This window comes from Paenibacillus sp. FSL W8-0919, from assembly GCF_038003785.1.
GTDB lineage: Bacteria > Bacillota > Bacilli > Paenibacillales > Paenibacillaceae > Paenibacillus_AQ > Paenibacillus_AQ lactis.
This window is the reverse complement of sequence record NZ_JBBOPV010000001.1, coordinates 6,382,839-6,401,387: the sequence shown is the minus strand read 5'-3', so window position 1 is coordinate 6,401,387 and position 18,549 is coordinate 6,382,839. Positions and strand designations below refer to the sequence as shown.

Annotated in this window: 17 protein-coding genes; 15 read left to right on the top strand and 2 right to left on the bottom strand. The window is 52.4% G+C overall.

Annotated features, from left to right (window positions below; genetic code table 11):
• Positions 1-43: 43 nt before the first annotated feature.
• The gene (locus tag NST44_RS29045) at positions 44-1,435 is read right to left on the bottom strand and encodes an MFS transporter (RefSeq protein WP_340901293.1); all 1,392 of its coding nucleotides are present in this window, start codon (positions 1,433-1,435) and stop codon (positions 44-46) included.
• Positions 1,436-1,554: 119 nt separating this feature from the next.
• On the opposite strand from NST44_RS29045, the gene NST44_RS29040 reads away from it, so the two are divergent.
• Positions 1,555-2,493 carry a LysR family transcriptional regulator gene (locus NST44_RS29040; protein WP_028404518.1) on the top strand — a complete coding sequence of 313 codons (939 nt, stop codon included), beginning with the start codon at positions 1,555-1,557 and terminating at the stop codon, positions 2,491-2,493.
• 357 nt (positions 2,494-2,850) lie between these two features.
• On the opposite strand, the gene NST44_RS29035 is transcribed toward NST44_RS29040, so the two are convergent.
• Positions 2,851-3,285: a hypothetical protein gene (locus tag NST44_RS29035; RefSeq protein WP_007130899.1), complete on the bottom strand. Its 435-nt coding sequence runs from the start codon at positions 3,283-3,285 to the stop codon at positions 2,851-2,853.
• Positions 3,286-3,514: 229 nt separating this feature from the next.
• On the opposite strand from NST44_RS29035, the gene NST44_RS29030 reads away from it, so the two are divergent.
• The 14 genes from NST44_RS29030 to NST44_RS28965 all read left to right on the top strand — a co-directional run bounded on the left by NST44_RS29030 (position 3,515) and on the right by NST44_RS28965 (position 18,537).
• Positions 3,515-4,291, top strand: a complete 777-nt coding sequence (locus NST44_RS29030; protein ID WP_007130898.1) for an ABC transporter permease — start codon at positions 3,515-3,517, stop codon at positions 4,289-4,291.
• On the top strand, positions 4,288-5,088 hold the full coding sequence (locus NST44_RS29025; protein WP_007130897.1) for an ABC transporter permease: 801 nt from the start codon (positions 4,288-4,290) through the stop codon (positions 5,086-5,088). The genes NST44_RS29030 and NST44_RS29025 overlap by 4 nt, the downstream gene beginning before the upstream one ends.
• Before the next feature lie 17 nt (positions 5,089-5,105).
• Positions 5,106-6,098 carry an ABC transporter ATP-binding protein gene (locus tag NST44_RS29020; RefSeq protein ID WP_007130896.1) on the top strand — a complete coding sequence of 331 codons (993 nt, stop codon included), beginning with the start codon at positions 5,106-5,108 and terminating at the stop codon, positions 6,096-6,098.
• 179 nt (positions 6,099-6,277) lie between these two features.
• Positions 6,278-6,790: a hypothetical protein gene (locus NST44_RS29015; RefSeq protein WP_007130895.1), complete on the top strand. Its 513-nt coding sequence runs from the start codon at positions 6,278-6,280 to the stop codon at positions 6,788-6,790.
• A 216-nt stretch (positions 6,791-7,006) separates the two neighbouring features.
• Entirely contained in the window at positions 7,007-8,977 is a 1,971-nt protein-coding gene (locus NST44_RS29010; RefSeq protein WP_213615997.1) for a tetratricopeptide repeat protein, read from the top strand.
• Between the two features lie 169 nt (positions 8,978-9,146).
• Complete coding sequence (locus NST44_RS29005) at positions 9,147-9,905, top strand: methionine ABC transporter ATP-binding protein (protein ID WP_083832633.1); 759 nt, start codon at positions 9,147-9,149, stop codon at positions 9,903-9,905.
• Complete coding sequence (locus tag NST44_RS29000; RefSeq protein ID WP_007130892.1) at positions 9,892-10,596, top strand: methionine ABC transporter permease; 705 nt, start codon at positions 9,892-9,894, stop codon at positions 10,594-10,596. Before NST44_RS29005 ends, NST44_RS29000 begins: the two co-directional genes overlap by 14 nt.
• A 78-nt stretch (positions 10,597-10,674) precedes the next feature.
• Complete coding sequence (locus NST44_RS28995; protein WP_144871011.1) at positions 10,675-11,508, top strand: MetQ/NlpA family ABC transporter substrate-binding protein; 834 nt, start codon at positions 10,675-10,677, stop codon at positions 11,506-11,508.
• Positions 11,509-11,691: 183 nt separating this feature from the next.
• Complete coding sequence (locus NST44_RS28990; protein ID WP_007130890.1) at positions 11,692-12,312, top strand: LysE family translocator; 621 nt, start codon at positions 11,692-11,694, stop codon at positions 12,310-12,312.
• Positions 12,313-12,609: 297 nt separating this feature from the next.
• On the top strand, positions 12,610-13,680 hold the full coding sequence (locus NST44_RS28985; protein ID WP_312889665.1) for a LacI family DNA-binding transcriptional regulator: 1,071 nt from the start codon (positions 12,610-12,612) through the stop codon (positions 13,678-13,680).
• 118 nt (positions 13,681-13,798) lie between these two features.
• Entirely contained in the window at positions 13,799-14,974 is a 1,176-nt protein-coding gene (locus NST44_RS28980; protein ID WP_007130888.1) for a Gfo/Idh/MocA family protein, read from the top strand.
• 96 nt (positions 14,975-15,070) lie between these two features.
• A complete protein-coding gene (locus NST44_RS28975) occupies positions 15,071-15,988 on the top strand; it encodes an ABC transporter permease (protein WP_050954053.1) in 918 nt (305 codons plus the stop codon).
• A gap of 37 nt (positions 15,989-16,025) precedes the next feature.
• Complete coding sequence (locus NST44_RS28970; RefSeq protein WP_100085248.1) at positions 16,026-16,883, top strand: carbohydrate ABC transporter permease; 858 nt, start codon at positions 16,026-16,028, stop codon at positions 16,881-16,883.
• Between the two features lie 52 nt (positions 16,884-16,935).
• On the top strand, positions 16,936-18,537 hold the full coding sequence (locus NST44_RS28965; protein ID WP_007130885.1) for an extracellular solute-binding protein: 1,602 nt from the start codon (positions 16,936-16,938) through the stop codon (positions 18,535-18,537).
• Positions 18,538-18,549 lie beyond the last annotated feature (12 nt).

Genomic DNA, 18,549 nt, shown 5'->3' with positions numbered 1-18,549 from the left:
ATCCCAGCAGCGTATTTGGTGGCCGGCTGCTCCAGCGCTGCCGTTATCCCTTGGATCCTGTTGCCTGAAGCTCCGGAGTACGCCGGGCGTTCCGTCCGAACTGTACGGCGTACAGCAGCAGGATGCCGAGCTGCACAGCCGCCAGAATGACATAGATGTTACTGTAGGTGGAAGCGCCTTGGTCTGTATTGAGCGGATTCCAGGCATGCGAGGCTCCTACATCAACAGCCTTCCCGTAGATCCCCGTGGCGATCGCTCCCGATAGAAAGTTCAGCAGGGAGAACAGTCCCATGCCGACCCCGGTCTGCTCTTTCGGCAAGGACAGTGAGATCGTCTTCGACAGCGAAATTTGCATGAACATTTGTCCGACATTGCCGAGAATCAGAATCAACGCGATCCCAATCGGGGACACCCAGGCGAAGGAGGACAGCAGCACAAATCCGGCGATAAGCAGCGATGAAGCGGCATAGAACAGGTAAGAGGTTCCTTTCGTATCCGCCAGTTTGCCTCCGGTCCGCCCAAGAAATGCCGTAACGACGGCACCCGGTACCATAATGAATCCGATCCAGCCAGGCTCAAGCCGATGAACGTCGGCGAGCAGCTGAGGCGTCAAAAACGGAAGGGCGTAGCCGATGCTCACAATGAATACGCCGAGCGTTAAGCCGACGGAGTAGCCGGCGTTGCGGAACAGGCGGGGCTGGACGAATGGCGCCTTAGCCGCTTTGATGCGAATCATGAATAGAATGAACAGGATGAGGCTGCCTGTGGCATAGATCCAGCCGCCTTGGGTAACGGCCAGCAGCAGCAGGGCAACCGTTCCGGCGAGCAGACCGCCGCCAAGCCAGTCAATCTTGCCGCCCTGCCCCTGCTCATCGCCCAAATATTTACGGTACAACGGGAGCGTAAACAAGATGACTAGCGGGATGAAGAACAGCCAACGCCAATGAAACACGCTTACCATGAGCGCCGATACGATCGGGCCGATGGCGCTGCCGATTGCGAGTCCCGTAGCGGTAATCCCGAGCGCCCGACCGCGGGTCTCCGCCGGAAAGTAACGTACCGGAATAATCATCGCGGTGGCGGGGATGACCGCAGCGCCGGAGGCTTGCAGGATGCGGCCGAGAAGCACCATCCAGTAAGCCTGCGATGCCAAACCGACCATGGAGCCGACGAAGAACAGCAGCAAGCCGAACGTAAGCAGATTTTTCAATTTATACGTATCGGCAAGCTTGCCGTATATGACGGAGCCGATGGCATAGATGAGCATATAAATCGATGACACCCAGCTGACCTGCGCAAAGGATAACTGAAAGTCCTTGCTCATTTCAGGCAGGACGATGTTAAACATCGTTGCGCTCATGGATGAGAGAACCATCGTAAACGCCAAAATGCGTATCAATTGATTAGCATGGGGTCTTTCGGGATCGACGTGCATATCGATTCCCCCTTTCCTTTGATTACGATTTATTTTACAATCGATAGTTAATAAATAAAAATATATGTTAAGTTATGCATTCATATACTAAAGGTTATGGAAAGAGAGGTTGATTCATCATGGAACTGCTTCAGCTTCAATATTTTCAGACCGTGGCCCGGATGGAGCATATGACCAACGCCGCCAAGGAGCTGCGAATCGCCCAGCCTGCCCTGAGTAAGACGATTGCCCGCCTGGAAGAGGATCTGGGCGTTCCGCTCTTCGACCGGCAGAATCGGCAGATTAAGCTTAATTCGTTCGGTAAAGCGTTTCTGAAAAGCGTGGAAACCGCCTTGTCGGCGCTGGAGGAGGGGCGGCGCGAAGTGACGGACCTTGCGGGAATGGAGCGCGGGAGCATTCGCTTGGCGACAACGGCCTTAAACCGGCTTTCGAAGGCGCTGGGCGCGTTCCGTACCGCTTATCCGGAGGTGAACTTTCGAGTCGTCCAAATTCCCCCGAATGCCATGTTGGATATGGTGGGGATGCTGGAGAACGGCGAGGTGGATTTATGCTTTATAGCAGCATCGCTGGAGGAAGCTAAAATCCGGGAAATGCCTGTCCTGCAAGCAGAGGTGTATCTGGCTGTACCTGCAGGACACCGGCTGGAAGGACGCGAGTGCATCTCGCTCCAGGAGCTCTCGGGCGAAGCCTTCATCGAGTACAAGGAGGGACATCCGTTCCGTAAAATGAATGATGAGTTTTGCGAGTCGGCGGGGATCCGCCGAGAGGTCGTCTGCGAAGTGGATGAACCGGCAGCCCTTAACAGCCTGGTGTCAGCCGGGCTGGGGCTCGCATTTGTGCCCGGATGCAAAGGGGATGACAAGCCGCCGTATTCCATGCTGCGCATCGAATCTCCCTCCTGCCACCGAACCTTCTCCATAGCTTGGCTGGAACAGCGGTATTTGTCCAAGGCCGCGCTGCGGTTTCGGCAATTTCTCGTCGACTATTTTAATGAGCTGCAGGAGCCGGTGGAGCAAGAGCGGATGGAGCAAACGCAGGCGTTCCGGCAGCTGCAATAAATGGAGCAGCCCCAGCCGTGCCGGCAGCTGCAATATTTGATTAATCCCAATATAACCAGCGGGGCAGAGGCAGGATTAGGCCCAGGCGCTGAAAAGACGGAGCCGCAATCGGAACGTAAAGCGAAAGATGATTAGGCCTAGAGCGGATGTGGATGATTTCCCGGCTGCTGCGCAAGCCGCAAGATTTGAAGCGGCAGCACAAAATGATAGAGCCCCTTATCTCTTGTTCGGCTGCAAACCGGTAAGAGCGACGGGGGCCTTTTTGTTGTGTTTACATTGTTTGTGAAATGGAAGATTCATAGAGGGAGTCGGCAGCCGGAAGCTGCCATAGGACCTGGCTTAAAGCCGCAGAAGCCGTTAAGAAAAGAGATGCTGTGCGCTTAGGAGCATGGTAAGGATACTGATTCCGATCATGGTAATGCCGGCAAGTTTCATGAGCCAGATTCTGGGTTCGATATCTTCGCCATCTTCCCCGCGTCGTTTGAACCATCGGGATTCGGGGCGAAGCAGCGCAACTACACCAATTGCAATTCCAGCGCCGCCCAGCAAAAGTGAAGTTATAAATGTCTGAATAGGGAATTCATCAAAATAATAGGACAGCCCGATTAGGATAAAAATCACGCCGATAAAGGCAGTGATTACACTGTAGATTTGCGATTTAAATAAATCGCTGTCGTCTTGTTCCACATCTTCCGGAATGCGTGCGAGCATCCTCATCCAATCGGAATCCGGATTGCGGAACGCATACCATCCGAATGCGATTTGCATGATACCAAGCAGTATCAAAAACATAGGATTAGCCCCCTTCACTTACTTATTTATTACGCACCCTCTCCTAACTTGTTCCAAGATATGTAGGGCTAAATCCACTTTCTCTGCAGCGCTTGCATCCTTTACGCTTCTAACCCAAATTAGCGGTTGCCATCTATGGAATGATCTGGTATGATGGTGTCCTTCTCTCATTTTCGCCTTGTCTGAAGTGGACGGGTCCGCCGTCTAATATGCTTATCGGAGGTGCTGCATGCTTTATTTCACTTTGGCTTCCAAAGCCTATGCCCGCAATTTGCAATACCGCGGGGCCCACATGGTGCACAATATCGCAAGCGCGATGTTCGGCTTCATGTACGCGTGCATCTGGATCGGTCTCGGTGCGGATCATGCGCTTGGAGAGTACGGAACGCAAGGGATGGTCGGCTATATCGCCTTTACCCAAGCCGCACTCTGGATCTCCAGCTTCATCACCAATGGCCTCGGCATTCCCCAAGCCGTCAGAACCGGCCATATTTCCCTGGATTTGATGCGTCCCGTCCATTTGTTCAGCCACTTGATGGCCAAGGAATGGGGCCAAATCGCTTATCAATTCATTTACAAATCGATTCCGATCTACGTGGTGTACTATTTCGCATTTTCCTTGGAACTTCCCGGAAAAGCATCGGATCTTCTATTTGTAGCCCTTGCGCTGGCTGGTGCAGCTTATTTATCGATCTGCATCAATTATCTCATCGGCGCATCCGCGTTGTGGACGACGGAATCCTCATGGTTGTATTGGGGCAACCATGCGATGATCAACCTCCTCGCAGGCTTCTTTATTCCTATCGAATGGCTGCCTGGCTGGCTGCAAACGGCAGCTTGGTGGTCTCCGTACCCTTATCTGCTGTATGTTCCGACTCGATTGTATTTAGGTTTTGGCAACGTCTCTTATTTGTGGGGAACGTTATTTTGGTGCGTGCTGCTTACGCTGGCTTGCTTGCTGGCGACCGGCTTCTTGAGGCGCAAGGTGGAGGTGCAGGGAGGATGACCGCAAAATCCTGGCTGTCGCTGTATGCGCTGCTGATACGTACAAGCATCAAAAGCCGCATGCAATACAAATTCAATTTTGTGCTGGCTTCCATCCTGGCCGCATTGATTCAGATCTCCGAATTTCTGATGGTCGCGATCGTGCTCTATAAATTCGGCGCCATTCAGGGGTGGTCGATGCACGAAATCGGCTATCTGTTCGCGGTGATGACCTTATCGAAGACGCTGTACCGGACGTTCGCTGATGAAGTCCACCATCTGGAAAAGTATTTGGTGAACGGCGAGCTGGACCAGCTGCTCACGCGGCCGATGCCGGTGCTGCTTGCGCTGATGCCGCAAAAATTCCGCATCATGCTTGGCGAAGTGCTGCAAGGAGGCTTTCTGCTCTGGTGGTCGCTGAGCGGCATGATGGGGAGCGGGCAGGTGGGATGGAGCGCTGTACCGCAGACGTTATACATCATCCTGACCGGGGCTGTCATCCTGTTCTCGATCGGACTTGCTACCGCGACCTTCGGCTTCTGGACGACCCGAATCACCGAGCTGCAGAATCTGACGGAGGACGCCGCAAGGACCGCAGCCCAATACCCGCTGACGCTGTACCCGAAATGGATGTCGTCCATTCTTCTGATCCTCGTTCCGGTCGGACTCGTGAATTATGTCCCGTCCCTATACATACTTCGCGGCGAGCTGGGATGGTGGGTGCTGCCGGCTTTGGCGGGAGCCGCGCTGCTCTGTCTCGCGCTCAGCTTGAAATTCTGGCAGTTCGGTTTGACCAAATACCAAAGCACGGGCAGTTAAGGAAGGAGGCAAACAGCATGATCGAAGTTCAAGATATTCGCAAGTCATTCAAAACCCCCGTTGTCAAGGAAGGGCGCTTCTCTGGAATCCGGACCCTGTTCTCGAGGGAATACCGGATCAAGGAGGCGGTTCGGGGGATCAGCTTCAAGGTGGACCGGGGCGAGTTCGTCGGATACATCGGACCGAACGGAGCCGGTAAATCAACGACCATCAAGATGCTGTCCGGCATTCTGCACCCCACTTCCGGGGAGGTGATCATCGGGGGGATGAATCCGCATCGGGAGCGGCGAGCCGTCGTCAAGCGCCTGGGCGTGGTGTTCGGCCAGCGGAGTCAGCTGTGGTGGGATCTGCCGGTTCGGGATTCATTTGATATCTTGGCCAAAATGTATGCCGTCGATGAGGCGGACAAAGTGCGGAGACTCGAACAGTTTACGGAGCTGCTCGATCTGCAGGCGTTCTGGGAAACGCCCGTGCGCAAGCTGTCGCTCGGACAGCGCATGCGCGCCGATCTGGCCGCTGCCATGCTGCACGATCCGGATGTGCTTTTCCTAGACGAGCCGACCATCGGCCTCGACGTTAATGCCAAGCGCAATATTCGCCATTTTCTGAAGCTGATCAACGAGAAATTCGGGAAGACGATTCTGCTTACGACCCATGACATGGATGATATCGAGCAGCTGTGCAGCCGGGTGATGGTGATTAACGAAGGAAGGCTGTCTTATGACGGAACGGTTCGCTCGCTTCGCGATTCCATCGGGTTGCCTACCCTCATTACGGTCACCTTCCGGGGACCGTTCCAAATCCCGGAGTCATTTATGGCGACTGGCGATAGCTCGACCCAGGCCCGAATCCGAGTGACCCGCGTTCTGGACCAGAGCGTAACGATCGAGGCGAACCGGCGCGAAATGAATACGCTGGAAATTGTCAAGGAGCTGGGGAAATGGGGGGAGCTGGATGACATCGATATGCAGGATCCGGATTTCGAGGATGTCATTCACAAGGTTTACTAGCTGTCTTTCATATCGCTTTTCATTTTAACCCAATCTTAAACTTGAGGTCGCTTTACTTTTCATAACGGCATGTAGACTGTTAGTTGAACGAAAGGCTGGACTACGATTGCCGGGATGGAGAGTATGATTATACCGCCGATCACCTACGCCTGTTCAAACAACTAATAGAGGTGATAGAGATGATGGAGAAGAATCGTTCACGAGCGAGAATGGCCGGGTACATCGCCGGTATGGCTGCGCTCATGTATGCACTCCCCCATTTTTGGTGGGGATTAGGGATTGGGCTGGCTTTCCCAGGCGACTTCGAGGGGGCGCCGGGTGAATTTTGGAGCGTCTTGATCGGATATTGGGGAATGGGAGTTTTAGCGGTTTTTGGCGCTTTGTTCGCGTTTGCCTTTGCCATGCCATGGGGAGAGAGGCTGCCGAACCTGCTGCTTCTCATCCCGGCCTGGATCGGTTCAGCAGGTCTAACGCTATGGGGATTCTCATACTTTGTCCTGAAATTTCAGCTTGCGATTGGCCGCGTGCAATCGGCTCCCGCCTTTGCGGTCCAGGATGCAAGCCCGATGGCGGTGTGGGGCTACTTCTGGTATGGACTCTTTCTCGTATGGGGAATATCGCTGGGGACGGCTGCATTGTATACCGCAAAGATCCGCAAGAAGAAGACCGAGCCGTCGCGGGTCACCGGCTGAGGGATCCCGTCGACCGGCCGGATACGACCGGAATCGAAGGTTGCAAAATTCTAATGGATGAAAGAGTGGACATTTCCGGAAACATTGTACAATATAATAGATATCATATCGGGGGACCTCCGGGGTCCTCTTTGCATTTTATTGCAAACCGTCATACAGTAGGAGTAAGATCAGAGATTTGAACTTGTTATTTACATATATAGAGGGTGAACCGGCATGAAGTTAATGAAGCGGATCTGGCTGCGCATCGGAAACTATTATCGCAAGAAACAGGATTTTGAACAGGCATTGAAATATATGAGAAAAGGCGAGGGCGGGATTACGAGCTTTAATGATAAGCTCCTCTACGCCGAGCTGCTGCATAACGGTGGCTATTCGGATGAGGCTGTCGACTATTTGGGCCGCGTGATCGAGACCACCGGCAGCCATCGTGCTTATGAACGGCGGGCTCATATTTTGCGTGAGATGGACCGGGAGCTGGAGGCTATCGCGGACCTGGACCAGGCGATTGCATTAAATGCGGACAACTATATGAATTGGTATACCCGCGGGATCGCCTATAAAGACCTTAACCGGTACGAGGAGGCCATCCGCGATCTTAAGGAATCGATCAAGCGGGAAGATCCGAGCACGGTCATTTCCACGTATTATGAGCTTGGGATGACGTATTATGAGAGCCGGAATCCGGCGGAGGCCGCGAACTGCTTCCGTGTCAGCATCAAGGAGCCTTCCCGAGCCATTCCGATGTATTATTACATGCTGTCGGTTTGCCTGGACCTGATGGATGAACTGAAGGAAGCGGTGAGCGTCCTGGAGGAAGGGATCCAGCTAGCAGACCGGTATGAAGCGGAAGCCGACCAGGGTTATGCCCTGTTTGCTTCCAGCACGAATTACAGCTACGGCGCGTTTCTGTCGTTTCAGCGGCAGATGCGGGAAGCGTATTCGTTCCGGAAACATATGGCGGATCTGCACCTGCAGCTTGGGGCCTTCGATCAGGCGCTGGCGTATATATCGGAAGCGATCGAGCGTTACCCGGAAGCCTATGAGCTGTACTTGAAGCGGGCGGATATCCAAAAAAAATCCGGCAGCATGCAATCCGCCAAGGCTGATCTGGAGCGTGCGATCGAAGCGGCTCCCGATGATTACCGCGGCTACTTCGAGCTGGCGCGGCTCTACCGCGAGGACGGGCTGGAGGAGCCGGCCTTCGAGCTGATCTCGAAGCTGTATGCCAGAATGCCCGAGTCGCCGCTCGTCTGCTACTGGATGGCGGACAGCTATTACCGGCTCGGACGCAACGAGGAGGCGCTGAAGCTGAACGATAAGCTGCTCCGGCTGGAGCCGGACGATGCGCCGAATTTCGTACAGCGCGCCGATATTCATATGGAGATGCATGATTTGCCGGCTGCCGAGAAGGCGCTGAAGAGCGCGATCGACATTCAGGATGCCTCCGAGATCCGAAACAAGCTCAGTTATGCGTTGTACCTGCAGGGGCGCAATGAGGAAGCGCTGCTGGAGCTGCAGGAGGCGGTCAAGCTGGACGAGGACTTTTCCACCCATCCGACCTATCTGGCGGCCAGCGGGCATATCTACAAGGAGATGGGCTTGTGGGATCTTGCGATCGATGCTTATTCCAACGCGATACAGGCGGTTCCGGGCAATCCGCGATTCTATGAATTCCGGGCAATCTGCTTCGTGGAGACCGGCCAGCTGGAGCGGGGGCTTGCCGATTGCTCGCAGGGTCTGGAGCTCGATCCGGAGTTCGGTAATCTGTACAGTTTGAGAAGCGGAATCTATTATTCCATGCTGGATTACAGCCGCGCCAAGGAAGATACGATGAAATTTCTGGAGCTTGTGCCGGGGCATCCGGGCGCTTATTTCCGGCTGGGTCAGATTCACTACAAGGACCATGACGAGGATGCCGCCTTGTATGCATTTGATCAGGTGCTCGAAGCCGTCCCGAATCATGCGGACAGCTATCTGTATAAAGCGCATATTTATTACGGCCAATTTGAGACGGAGGAGGCTGTTAACGCCATCGTCAATTGGAGCCTTCACCTGGATAAGGAGATGTCTCCGGGAGACAAGATCCAGGCGATCCAAGGTTTGGAGGGCTTCGAGGAGGATGTCTTGGAGCGGGCGGTTGAACGATTGACGGGGATGTACGGTCACCAGCTGTACTTGTCTTAGTTTCCAGGTAAAAAATGCTTGGCCTAAAAGCACCGCAAGATGGCTCACACTTTATCCGAACTTATGGTATGATTCTAATGTTATTGTTGCAGCTCGTTGCTCGCAGGCTGATCCAGCCGCGCGGGCTTTCTTCATGTGAGGGAGCAAGACAGGCAAGGGGGGATGTATTCTGATCTCGCTGCAGAAGGTGAATAAGAGCTTTGTTGATGGTAATGAACATTATCAAGTGATAAACAATGTATCCCTCGACATCGCTGAGGGAACGATTCATGGAATCATCGGTCCAAGCGGAGCCGGAAAGTCGACGCTGCTGCGTTTGATGAATGTGCTGGAGAGCCCCGATTCGGGCAGCGTGCAGGTGAACGGCCTCGAGCTTACCGCGCTCGGAAGCCGGGCTCTCAGGGAAGCGAGAAGGTCGATCGGCATGATCTTTCAGCATTTTCAGCTGGTCGGCAACCGGACGGCTTATGGAAATGTAGCTTTGCCGCTCGAGCTGGCAAAGACTCCGAGGGCAATCAGGGAGCAGCGCGTACTTGAAGTGATGAGATACGTCGGGCTGGAGGACAAGATGAGGCAGTATCCGGCGCAGCTCAGCGGGGGGCAGAAGCAGCGTGTCGCCATTGCGCGAGCGCTGGCGAATTCCCCTTCCGTTCTGCTCTGTGATGAGCCGACCTCATCGCTTGACCCGAAGACGACATCCGGCATCCTGGATGTGCTGCGGAAAATTAACCGGGAGCTTGGCGTTACCATCGTCATCGTGTCTCATGAGATGGATGCGGTGCACGCGATTTGCGATCGGGTGTCCGTCATGGAGAAGGGGCGGTTAACGAGAACCTACGACGTAAAATCATCGTCCGGGCTCTCTCAAACCGGGCTGGCGGCAGAAGCATCAAGGGAAGCGGAGGAACCGGACCATGGACGCGCCTAGCATTATTCAATATTTGAACGATTACTTCACATATGTGCAGCAGTATGACACGGAAATATGGCGCGCCATCGGCGAAACCTTCGTCATGGTCGGCATTTCGATTGCTGCGGCCGTATTTCTGGGTCTTCCGGTCGGAACAGTGTTATTTCTATGCCGGAAGGGGCAGCTGTACGAAAACCGCCCGTTGTTCTCCGTCATGAACGGCTTGGTCAATATCATCCGTTCCTTCCCCTTCCTGCTGCTGGTGGTCATCATGATCCCGCTCACCCGCCTTATTGTCGGGACATCCATCGGTACGCTGGCGGCTGCCGTTCCGCTGTCGGTTGTCGCCATCGCATCCTACTCGAGACTGGTTGAGCAGTCGCTGCTGGAGGTGCCCAAGGAAGTGCTGGAGGCGGCCTCTTCGATGGGTGCGTCGACGCTGCAGATCATCTTCAAGTTTCTGTATGTCGAAGCCAGATCGGGCCTTACGCTCGGCCTTACGACATCGACCATCAGCTTCATTTCCTACTCGACGGTCATGGGGATCGTCGGCGGCGGCGGGGTCGGCGATTTTGCCATCCGTTACGGGTACCAGCGCTTTGAGACCGAAATCATGGTGTTTACCATCATCATTATGGTGATCTTGGTGCAATCGATTCAATTTGCGGGCAGTCTGGCTGCAAGATTGCTCGACAAACGGAAAGTCTGAGCGTCCGCGGGCATTTGCACTACACATGCAGTTACATTTTACACAAATCACTTATTTTACATGGGGGTAACAAAGACGATGAATAAAAAAATGGCGTTAATGATGCTGGCTCTGATCCTACTTCTTGCCGGCTGCGGACAGAAGCAGAATGGTAAAGAAGATCAAGAGAGCGGACAATCCGGAGCTGGCGAGGAGGTTACCCTAAAGGTAGCTGCGCTTATCCCGCCGATGACGGATGTGCTCGAAATGGCGAAGCCCAAGCTGAAAGAGGAAGGCATCAACCTGGAAATCGTCATCCTGTCCGACAATGTGCAGCCGAACAATGCGCTGGCGAATAAGGAAGTGGATGCGAACTTCTTCCAGCACGTGCCGTACATGGAAGAATACAATGCCAATAACGGCTCGGAGCTCGTACCGGTGGTGCCGATCTATAACGCGGTGTTCGGGGCGTACTCCAAGCGTTACGACAAGATCGAGGACCTTCCCGAAGGTGCGACGATTGCGATTCCGAATGATCCTTCCAACATCGGACGTTCCTTGGTCATGTTCGAGAAGAACGGCTTGATTAAGCTGAAGGAAGGCGTCGGCATTAAAGCGACGCAGGCGGATATTATCGACAATCCGAAAAACTACAAGTTCAAGGAAGTCGATCTGCTCATGCTGGCGCGTACGCTGGACGATGTGGACATGGTTGCGATGACTCCGGCTTATGCCAAGCCGCTTGGCCTGACGCCGAAGAACGATGCGTTGATTACGGAAGGCAAAGATTCCGAGTTCACGATTACGCTGATTGCGCGCAAAGACAATGTCGATTCCGAGCCGATCCAGAAGCTGGCGAAGGCGATGACGAGCCAGGAAGTGAAGAAGTTTTTCGAGGATAACTACTCCGAGATTGCACTGCCTGCATTCTAAATTAAGCTATAGGTATAGCTGAATTTTTACTTGTTCTTTGAAGCCGCTCCGAGAGGGGCGGTTTTTTACGATTAGGAAGTCATTTAAGGTTCAGATTGATGGATCATTTCAAGGGTTGAAAAAAGCTGAATCACGCGTTAGTATTACTTATCAAAATTTTTTGGCTATTGTGGGGGAGCAATCATGAATGACATCCTGACGTTTCTCGTATTGATTATCTTTCTAATCATGTCACCGGGGGTCGATTTCGCATTAATCACGAAACGGACGCTCTCGGACGGCAGGAAAGAGGGGCTAAAAATTGCGCTGGGTATTTCATCCGGCGTGTTGGTTCACACAACAGCAGCCGCACTCGGTCTATCCTTGATCTTAATGAAATCTGCGCTCGCTTTCGAGGTCATTAAATATGTCGGTGCCATCTATTTAATTTACATAGGGGTATCATCCTTGGTCAGCCGGAAGCAGGCGCAAACTCATGCTCAACCTGTCGCATCCAAGCAATCGGCGTTTATGCAAGGGCTAATAACCAACACCTTGAATCCGAAAGTTGCGATTTTTTTCCTGACGTTTCTACCGCAATTCGTATCGCCGGACTACAATTCTAGCATGCAGTTTGCAATGATGGGACTCTGTTATGTCGTGCTTTCCATGGTTTGGTTTACGGCCATCGTTCTTATGTTAAGTTATATTCGACAATGGCTCATGTCCCCGAGAATTCAGAGCCTGATCGATAAAGCCACAGGGGTTGTTTTAATCGGATTCGGACTGAATATGATCTTTAGGGTCCAAAGAACAGGGCAATAAATATTTTAAAGGATAGGTACGCATAGGCCTGTCCTTATTTTCGTTTAGGGAGGTGGAGAGCTGAATGTGAGCTCATTGTTATCTCTGTATTAAGTTTGGCCCCAAATAATATGCAAAAAATTTACGGTCAATTTACAAAAAACTCTTTGACACCAACCGAAAACGGCTGTTATCATGACGTTAGCAGCAGTTCGTGTTTGGGCCAAAGTGCCAAAATAATTCATTGTTTTGGGTACATAGTTTTGGGTACATAGTTTTGGGTACATATATTGTCTTGAATTGCTTTTTTGATCGCGGATTGAGAGAAAGGAGAGTTCCATTATTGCTACTTTAAAGGATATAGCAAACCATGTTGGAGTATCGATCTCCACCGTATCACGAGTCATCAATAACGATACGAGCCGGCACATCAGCCAGGCCACCCGCACCAAAATTGTCGAGGCGGCCAAAGAGCTTGGCTATGCCCTCAACGAATCCGCCCGGCCGTCTCTAAAGAAGAATCATCCTCCGCAGACAACGGGGTATCGCCAGATTGGCTGCATCGTATCCGTTACGCAAAACAAGTATAATCATCCTTATTTCTCGCCGATTTTGCAGGGGATTGAGAAAAAGCTGTCCGAGCTGAACGGCGTGCTCACTTATGTGCTCACGATGGATGAAATCAAGGGTGAAGGGGCGATGAACAAGCTAGCACAGGATGCCCAGCTCGACGGCATGATTATCATCGAGGGAATTGACCCGAATGTGTATGAATTTATCAAACAATCTGTTCCTGCGGTTGTTGGCATCGATATATCCGATTCGACCGTGCCCGTGATTCTTTATGACCGCGTGGCTGCGGCGAAATCGGCCGTACAGCATTTGATCGAACGGGGGCATCGCCGGATCGGCTTTATCGGCGGGGCGGGACTTACAGGGGATCTCGAGCGGGAGAAGCGGTATCGCGGTTACCGTTATGCGATGGAGGAAGCCGGGCTGGATATGGATCCGCGGCTGGTCCTGAACACAGGCTGGGATGTGAATAACAGCTATACCCTTATGTACGAGCTCTTAAGCCTCCCGGACCATGAACGTCCGACCGCCATGTTCGCTGCGAGCGATATGATGGCGATATCCGCGATGCGGGCGGCGGCTGAGCATGGGCTTCAGGTTCCTCAGGATGTCGCCTTCGTGGGCCTGGATAATATCGAGGTCTCGCAGTATACTTCTCCTCCGCTATCCACCGTTCATATTCCCAAGGAGGAAATCGGCATGATGGCCGCCAAGGTGCTGATCGATCAAATCGAAGGCAAGAATCCTTTGCCGTTCAAGCTGTTTGTGCCTTATCAGTTGATGCTGCGGCAGTCTTCGGATTATTTTCGGGAGTAGAAAGAGTGTACACATAAATCATCGAGGTGCTGGTACGGTACCTCCTCTCTTTCTATACCCTTATTGGAAAATCGGATAGGATTTTGGGGCCAAAAATAATTGGCGGAGGAAGAAGGAAATGAATCAAATTCGATTAGGAATTATTGGACTGGGTTGGAGATCGGGGTTTACGAAGTATTGGCATCAGCCAAACGGGAGATCCCTCGTCGTTGCAGGTGCGGATACGGATCCTCTCAGACTAACCAAATTTCAACAAAATATTAACCCCGAGGCGGCGGTTACTCTGGATTACAGGGAGCTGCTGCAGCGGGAAGATATTGATGCGATCGTAATTACAACCCCTGATGACAGCCATGATGAAATCGCGGTTGCAGCGCTGCAGGCCGGAAAGCATGTGTACTGCGAGAAGCCGTTATCCATTACGGTCGAAGGCTGTGACCGGATATTGACTGCTTGGGCCCAATCAGGGAAACATTTCATGATCGGTTTTAATATGCGCTATATGAATATGTACCGCACGATGAAGGAGATTGTCGACAGCGGGGAGATCGGAGAGGTGAAGTCGGTATGGGTTCGACATTTCGTAGGCTTGGGCAGCGATTACTACTATCACAGCTGGCACGGCAGCTCAAGGAATACAACCTCGCTTCTGCTGCAGAAGGCTTCCCACGATATCGACCTGATTCACTGGCTGACCGGGCGATATACGAAGAAAGTAGCCGCTTTCGGCGGGGTGGATTATTTTGGCGGAACGAAGCCGAATGAGCTTACGTGCCCGGAATGCGGCGAAAAAGCGACTTGTCCCGAATACCGTTCGGGCCCGCTTGTGCAATGCGCTTTTCGCGAGGAAATCGACGTGGAGGACAACAGCATGGTGTTAATGGAGCTGGACGGGGGGATCAAAGCCTCGTATATGCAGTGTCATTTCACGCCTGACTATCAGCGGAACTACACCATTATCGGCACCGAGGGCCGCATCGAGAATGATGAGATCGCACAGCGGGTTTACGTCAAAACGCGCAAGTCCCAAACCTGGCGTGATCTATCGGATAAGATTTACGAGATTAAGAAAGCCGAGGGTTCGCATAACGGAGCCGATCCGATCATTTGCGAGGATTTTCTGGATATGATTCTGCAAAATAAGGAGCCCATCGCCGAACCGATCGCAGGCCGCATGAGCGTAGCGGTCGGCGTAGCCGCAACGGAATCGATGAGAAAGGGGGGGCAGTTAGTTTATGTAAAGGAGCCGGAGCCCTGGATGCTTGGACAGAAGAGCAGCCTATCCGGGACTTGATCGACATGCCGATAGAACCACACGCTCCAACGATGCGAAGGAGGGGGATTCTTAGTGAATACAGCACCTGCCAGGCGAACGGAGGCCCGAGAAGCCGTGCCCGCGAAGTGGAGGGCGTTTCGCCGAACATTCCGTAAAAATTGGGAATTATATTTGCTCATTACTCCCGTCGTTCTTTATTTCTTTATCTTTGATTACCTGCCGATGTACGGCATACAAATCGCGTTCAAAAACTTTGTGGCGGCTAAGGGGATATGGGCCAGCGAATGGATCGGGTTTGATCATTTCGAGCGTTTTTTTAACAGCTTTTATTTCGACCGATTGATTCTGAATACGCTCGGGATCAGCTTGTATCAGCTGGCCATCGGATTTCCGATTCCGCTTATCCTGGCACTCTTGCTCAATGAAGTAGGCAACCGGCATTTCAAGCGTTTTGTCCAAACGGTTACATACGCCCCCCATTTCCTATCAACGGTCGTCATGGTAGGACTCATCATCATTTTTCTCTCACCTCAGAACGGCATCATTAACCACCTTATCGCCTTTTTTGGCGGTGAACGCATCTCATTCATGACGGAACCTGAATGGTTCAAATCGATTTATGTATTTTCGGGTGTATGGCAGGGCATGGGATGGAGCTCCATCATTTATCTTGCGGCGCTCGCCGGAATCGACCCGACGCTGCACGAAGCGGCCAAAGTGGATGGAGCGAGCAGGCTCCAGCGGATATGGAAGATCAACCTGCCCGGCATTATGCCAACCGTCGTCATTCTGCTTATTCTAAATGTCGGGCAGATCATGGGCATCGGCTTTGAAAAAATTTATCTGATGCAGAACGATCTGAATATCGAGAGCTCCGAAGTGATCTCCACCTATGTGTATACACAGGGGATTCTGGGAGCCCAGTACAGCTTCTCCGCCGCGGTCGGCTTGTTTAACTCCTTGGTTAATCTGGTGCTGCTCGTGCTTGTGAACCGAATCGCCAAAAAAGTCAATGAAACCAGCTTATGGTAAGGAGGGGATCAGGGTGAAAGAATCCGTCCAGGATCGTATGACACTCATCGTAATTTATATCTTGCTGTCCATTATCCTGCTGCTTGTCCTGTATCCGCTGATTTTTGTCGTCAGCGCCTCGATCAGCGACCCGCTCACCGTATCGAGAGGAGAAATGTGGCTGTTTCCGAAGGATTTGTCCTTTATCGGCTACGAGCTGGTTTTTGCGAATAAGGAAATATGGACCGGCTATGCGAACACGCTGCTGTACACATTGGTGGGCACCGCAATCAATCTGGTTATGACCATATTTGCAGCCTATCCGTTATCGCGCAAAGATTTCGCGGGTCGGAATGTCATCACGGCTTACATCGTATTCACGATGTTTTTCAGCGGCGGCCTCATCCCAACGTATTTGCTCGTAAAAAACCTCGGGATGATCAACACGATGTGGGCGCTGATCATTCCGGGCGCGGTATCGGTGTGGAACATCATCATCATGCGCACCTTCTTCCAGACCTCCATTCCGAATGAGATTCAGGAATCGGCCTCGATCGACGGCTGCTCCAATATGCAGACGCTGTGGAGAATCGTGCTCCCGCTCTCCATGCCGATCATCGCGGTTATGATTTTGTTTTACAGCGTGGGGCACTGGAATTCCTACTTCAACGCACTCATCTATCTGAATGATCGGGATAAATACCCGCTGCAGCTGTTCTTAAGGGAAATCCTGATCAAATCCCAAGTGGACCAGATGGCCGGAAGCATGGATTTATCGGTGCAGAAGCATCTGATGGAGGCCGAGGCGATTAAATACGCCATCGTCATAGTGGCCAATTTACCTGTACTGCTGCTGTACCCGTTCCTTCAGAAGTATTTTGTCAAGGGTATGATGATCGGCGCTCTCAAGGGTTAGAAAACGGCTCTTGTTTCGCAATATATTTCGAAAAGTGGAGGTCTGAGAAAAGATGGGGAATCATTTCAAGCGGTTCACTAAAGTCCTGCTCACAGGCGTGTTGACCGCAAGTCTGGCAACCGCCTGCGGCAGCGGAGGAAAGCCGGCGGCGGAGGAGGAGCCTAAGGAGCAAACGGCTGTAAATCCTACAGGGTTTCCGATCGTGGAGGAGCCTATCAAGCTTACGTTCTTCGCAGGGAAAGCCGCTTCGGCTCCAGCGGACTGGAACTCGCTCCCGGTATGGAAGGAATATGCCAAGCAGACGAACATCGAAGTCGATTTTCAATTGACGCCTGCAGAGAGTCTGGCGGAGAAGCGGAATCTGGTGCTCTCCGGCGGCGATTATCCGGATGCCTTCCACACGGCGCGGCTGTCTGCGAATGATTTGATGAATTATGGAGGCCAGGGCATTTTTATTCCGCTTAATGATTTGATCGACCAGTATGCGCCGAATTTCAAGAAGCTCCTGGAGGAGCATCCGGAGGTCAAGAAAGGAATGACGATGCCTGACGGCAACATCTATTCCTTCCCGACGTTTTATGACCCGAACTTTAAATCGGTGCTTATTGGAACCAAGCTGTGGTACAACCAAGCGTTTCTGGACGCGCTCGGCATGAAGGAGCCCGAAACGACGGACGAATATTACGAATACTTGAAGGCGGTCAAGACCCAGGACCCGAACAAGAACGGCAAGGCGGACGAAATTCCGTATGCCGCAAGCGGCATTGGATCCTTGCTCGATGAACTGAAGGGAGCGTGGGGGCTCGGCAACCGGGGGAATATTCATGGACGGGTGGATATGGATCCGCAGTCCGGTAAACTTCGGTTCATCCCTACCGATCCGAGATACAAAGAAGTGCTGGAATACTTGAATAAGCTGTACAAGGAAGGCCTCATGGTTCAGGATATCATGACCATCGAAGGTCCACAGGTGAACGCTCTGATGGATGAAGGGCTTGTCGGCTCCGCGGAAACCAACAGTCCGCATGCGATTGGCGGGGTAACGATCGAGCATTTTGTAGGGGCTCCGACGCTTAAGGGACCTTACGGCGACCAGATTTTCTCAAGAGCGCGTTCTCCGCTGATCGATGTCGGGGCTTTTGTCATCACCGATAAAAATCAGCATCCGGAAGCGACGGTCCGCTGGATTGACCACTTCTACAGCGAGGAGGGCAGCAAGCTGTTCTTCATGGGCGTGAAGGATGTCAGTTATGTAGAGAACCCTGACGGTTCGATTGAATATACCGAGGAAGCGCTGAAGGAGCAGTCAAAATTCGTCTCATGGGCAGGCGGGTTCTACCCGGCGATGCTGACGGACAAAACCTTCAAGGCCGGTGAAGCGACAGAGCCAAGCCTCGCAGCCGCGGCGAAAGTTGAAGGCCAGTGGCCGGAGGAGGTATGGCCGCAGTTTACGTATACCCAGGAGGAGCTTACCCAGTTCACGCCGCTTCATACGGACATCAATAAGTATGTTGATGAAATGACGGCCAAATTTGTTGTAGGCGATGTACCGTTCAGCGAATGGGATAAATATGTAAGCACCATTGAGAGAATGGGATTGTCGCAGTATCTCGAAATCTATACAGCTGCATATAATCGGTACAAGGCCGAGTAGGAGGGCGATAGG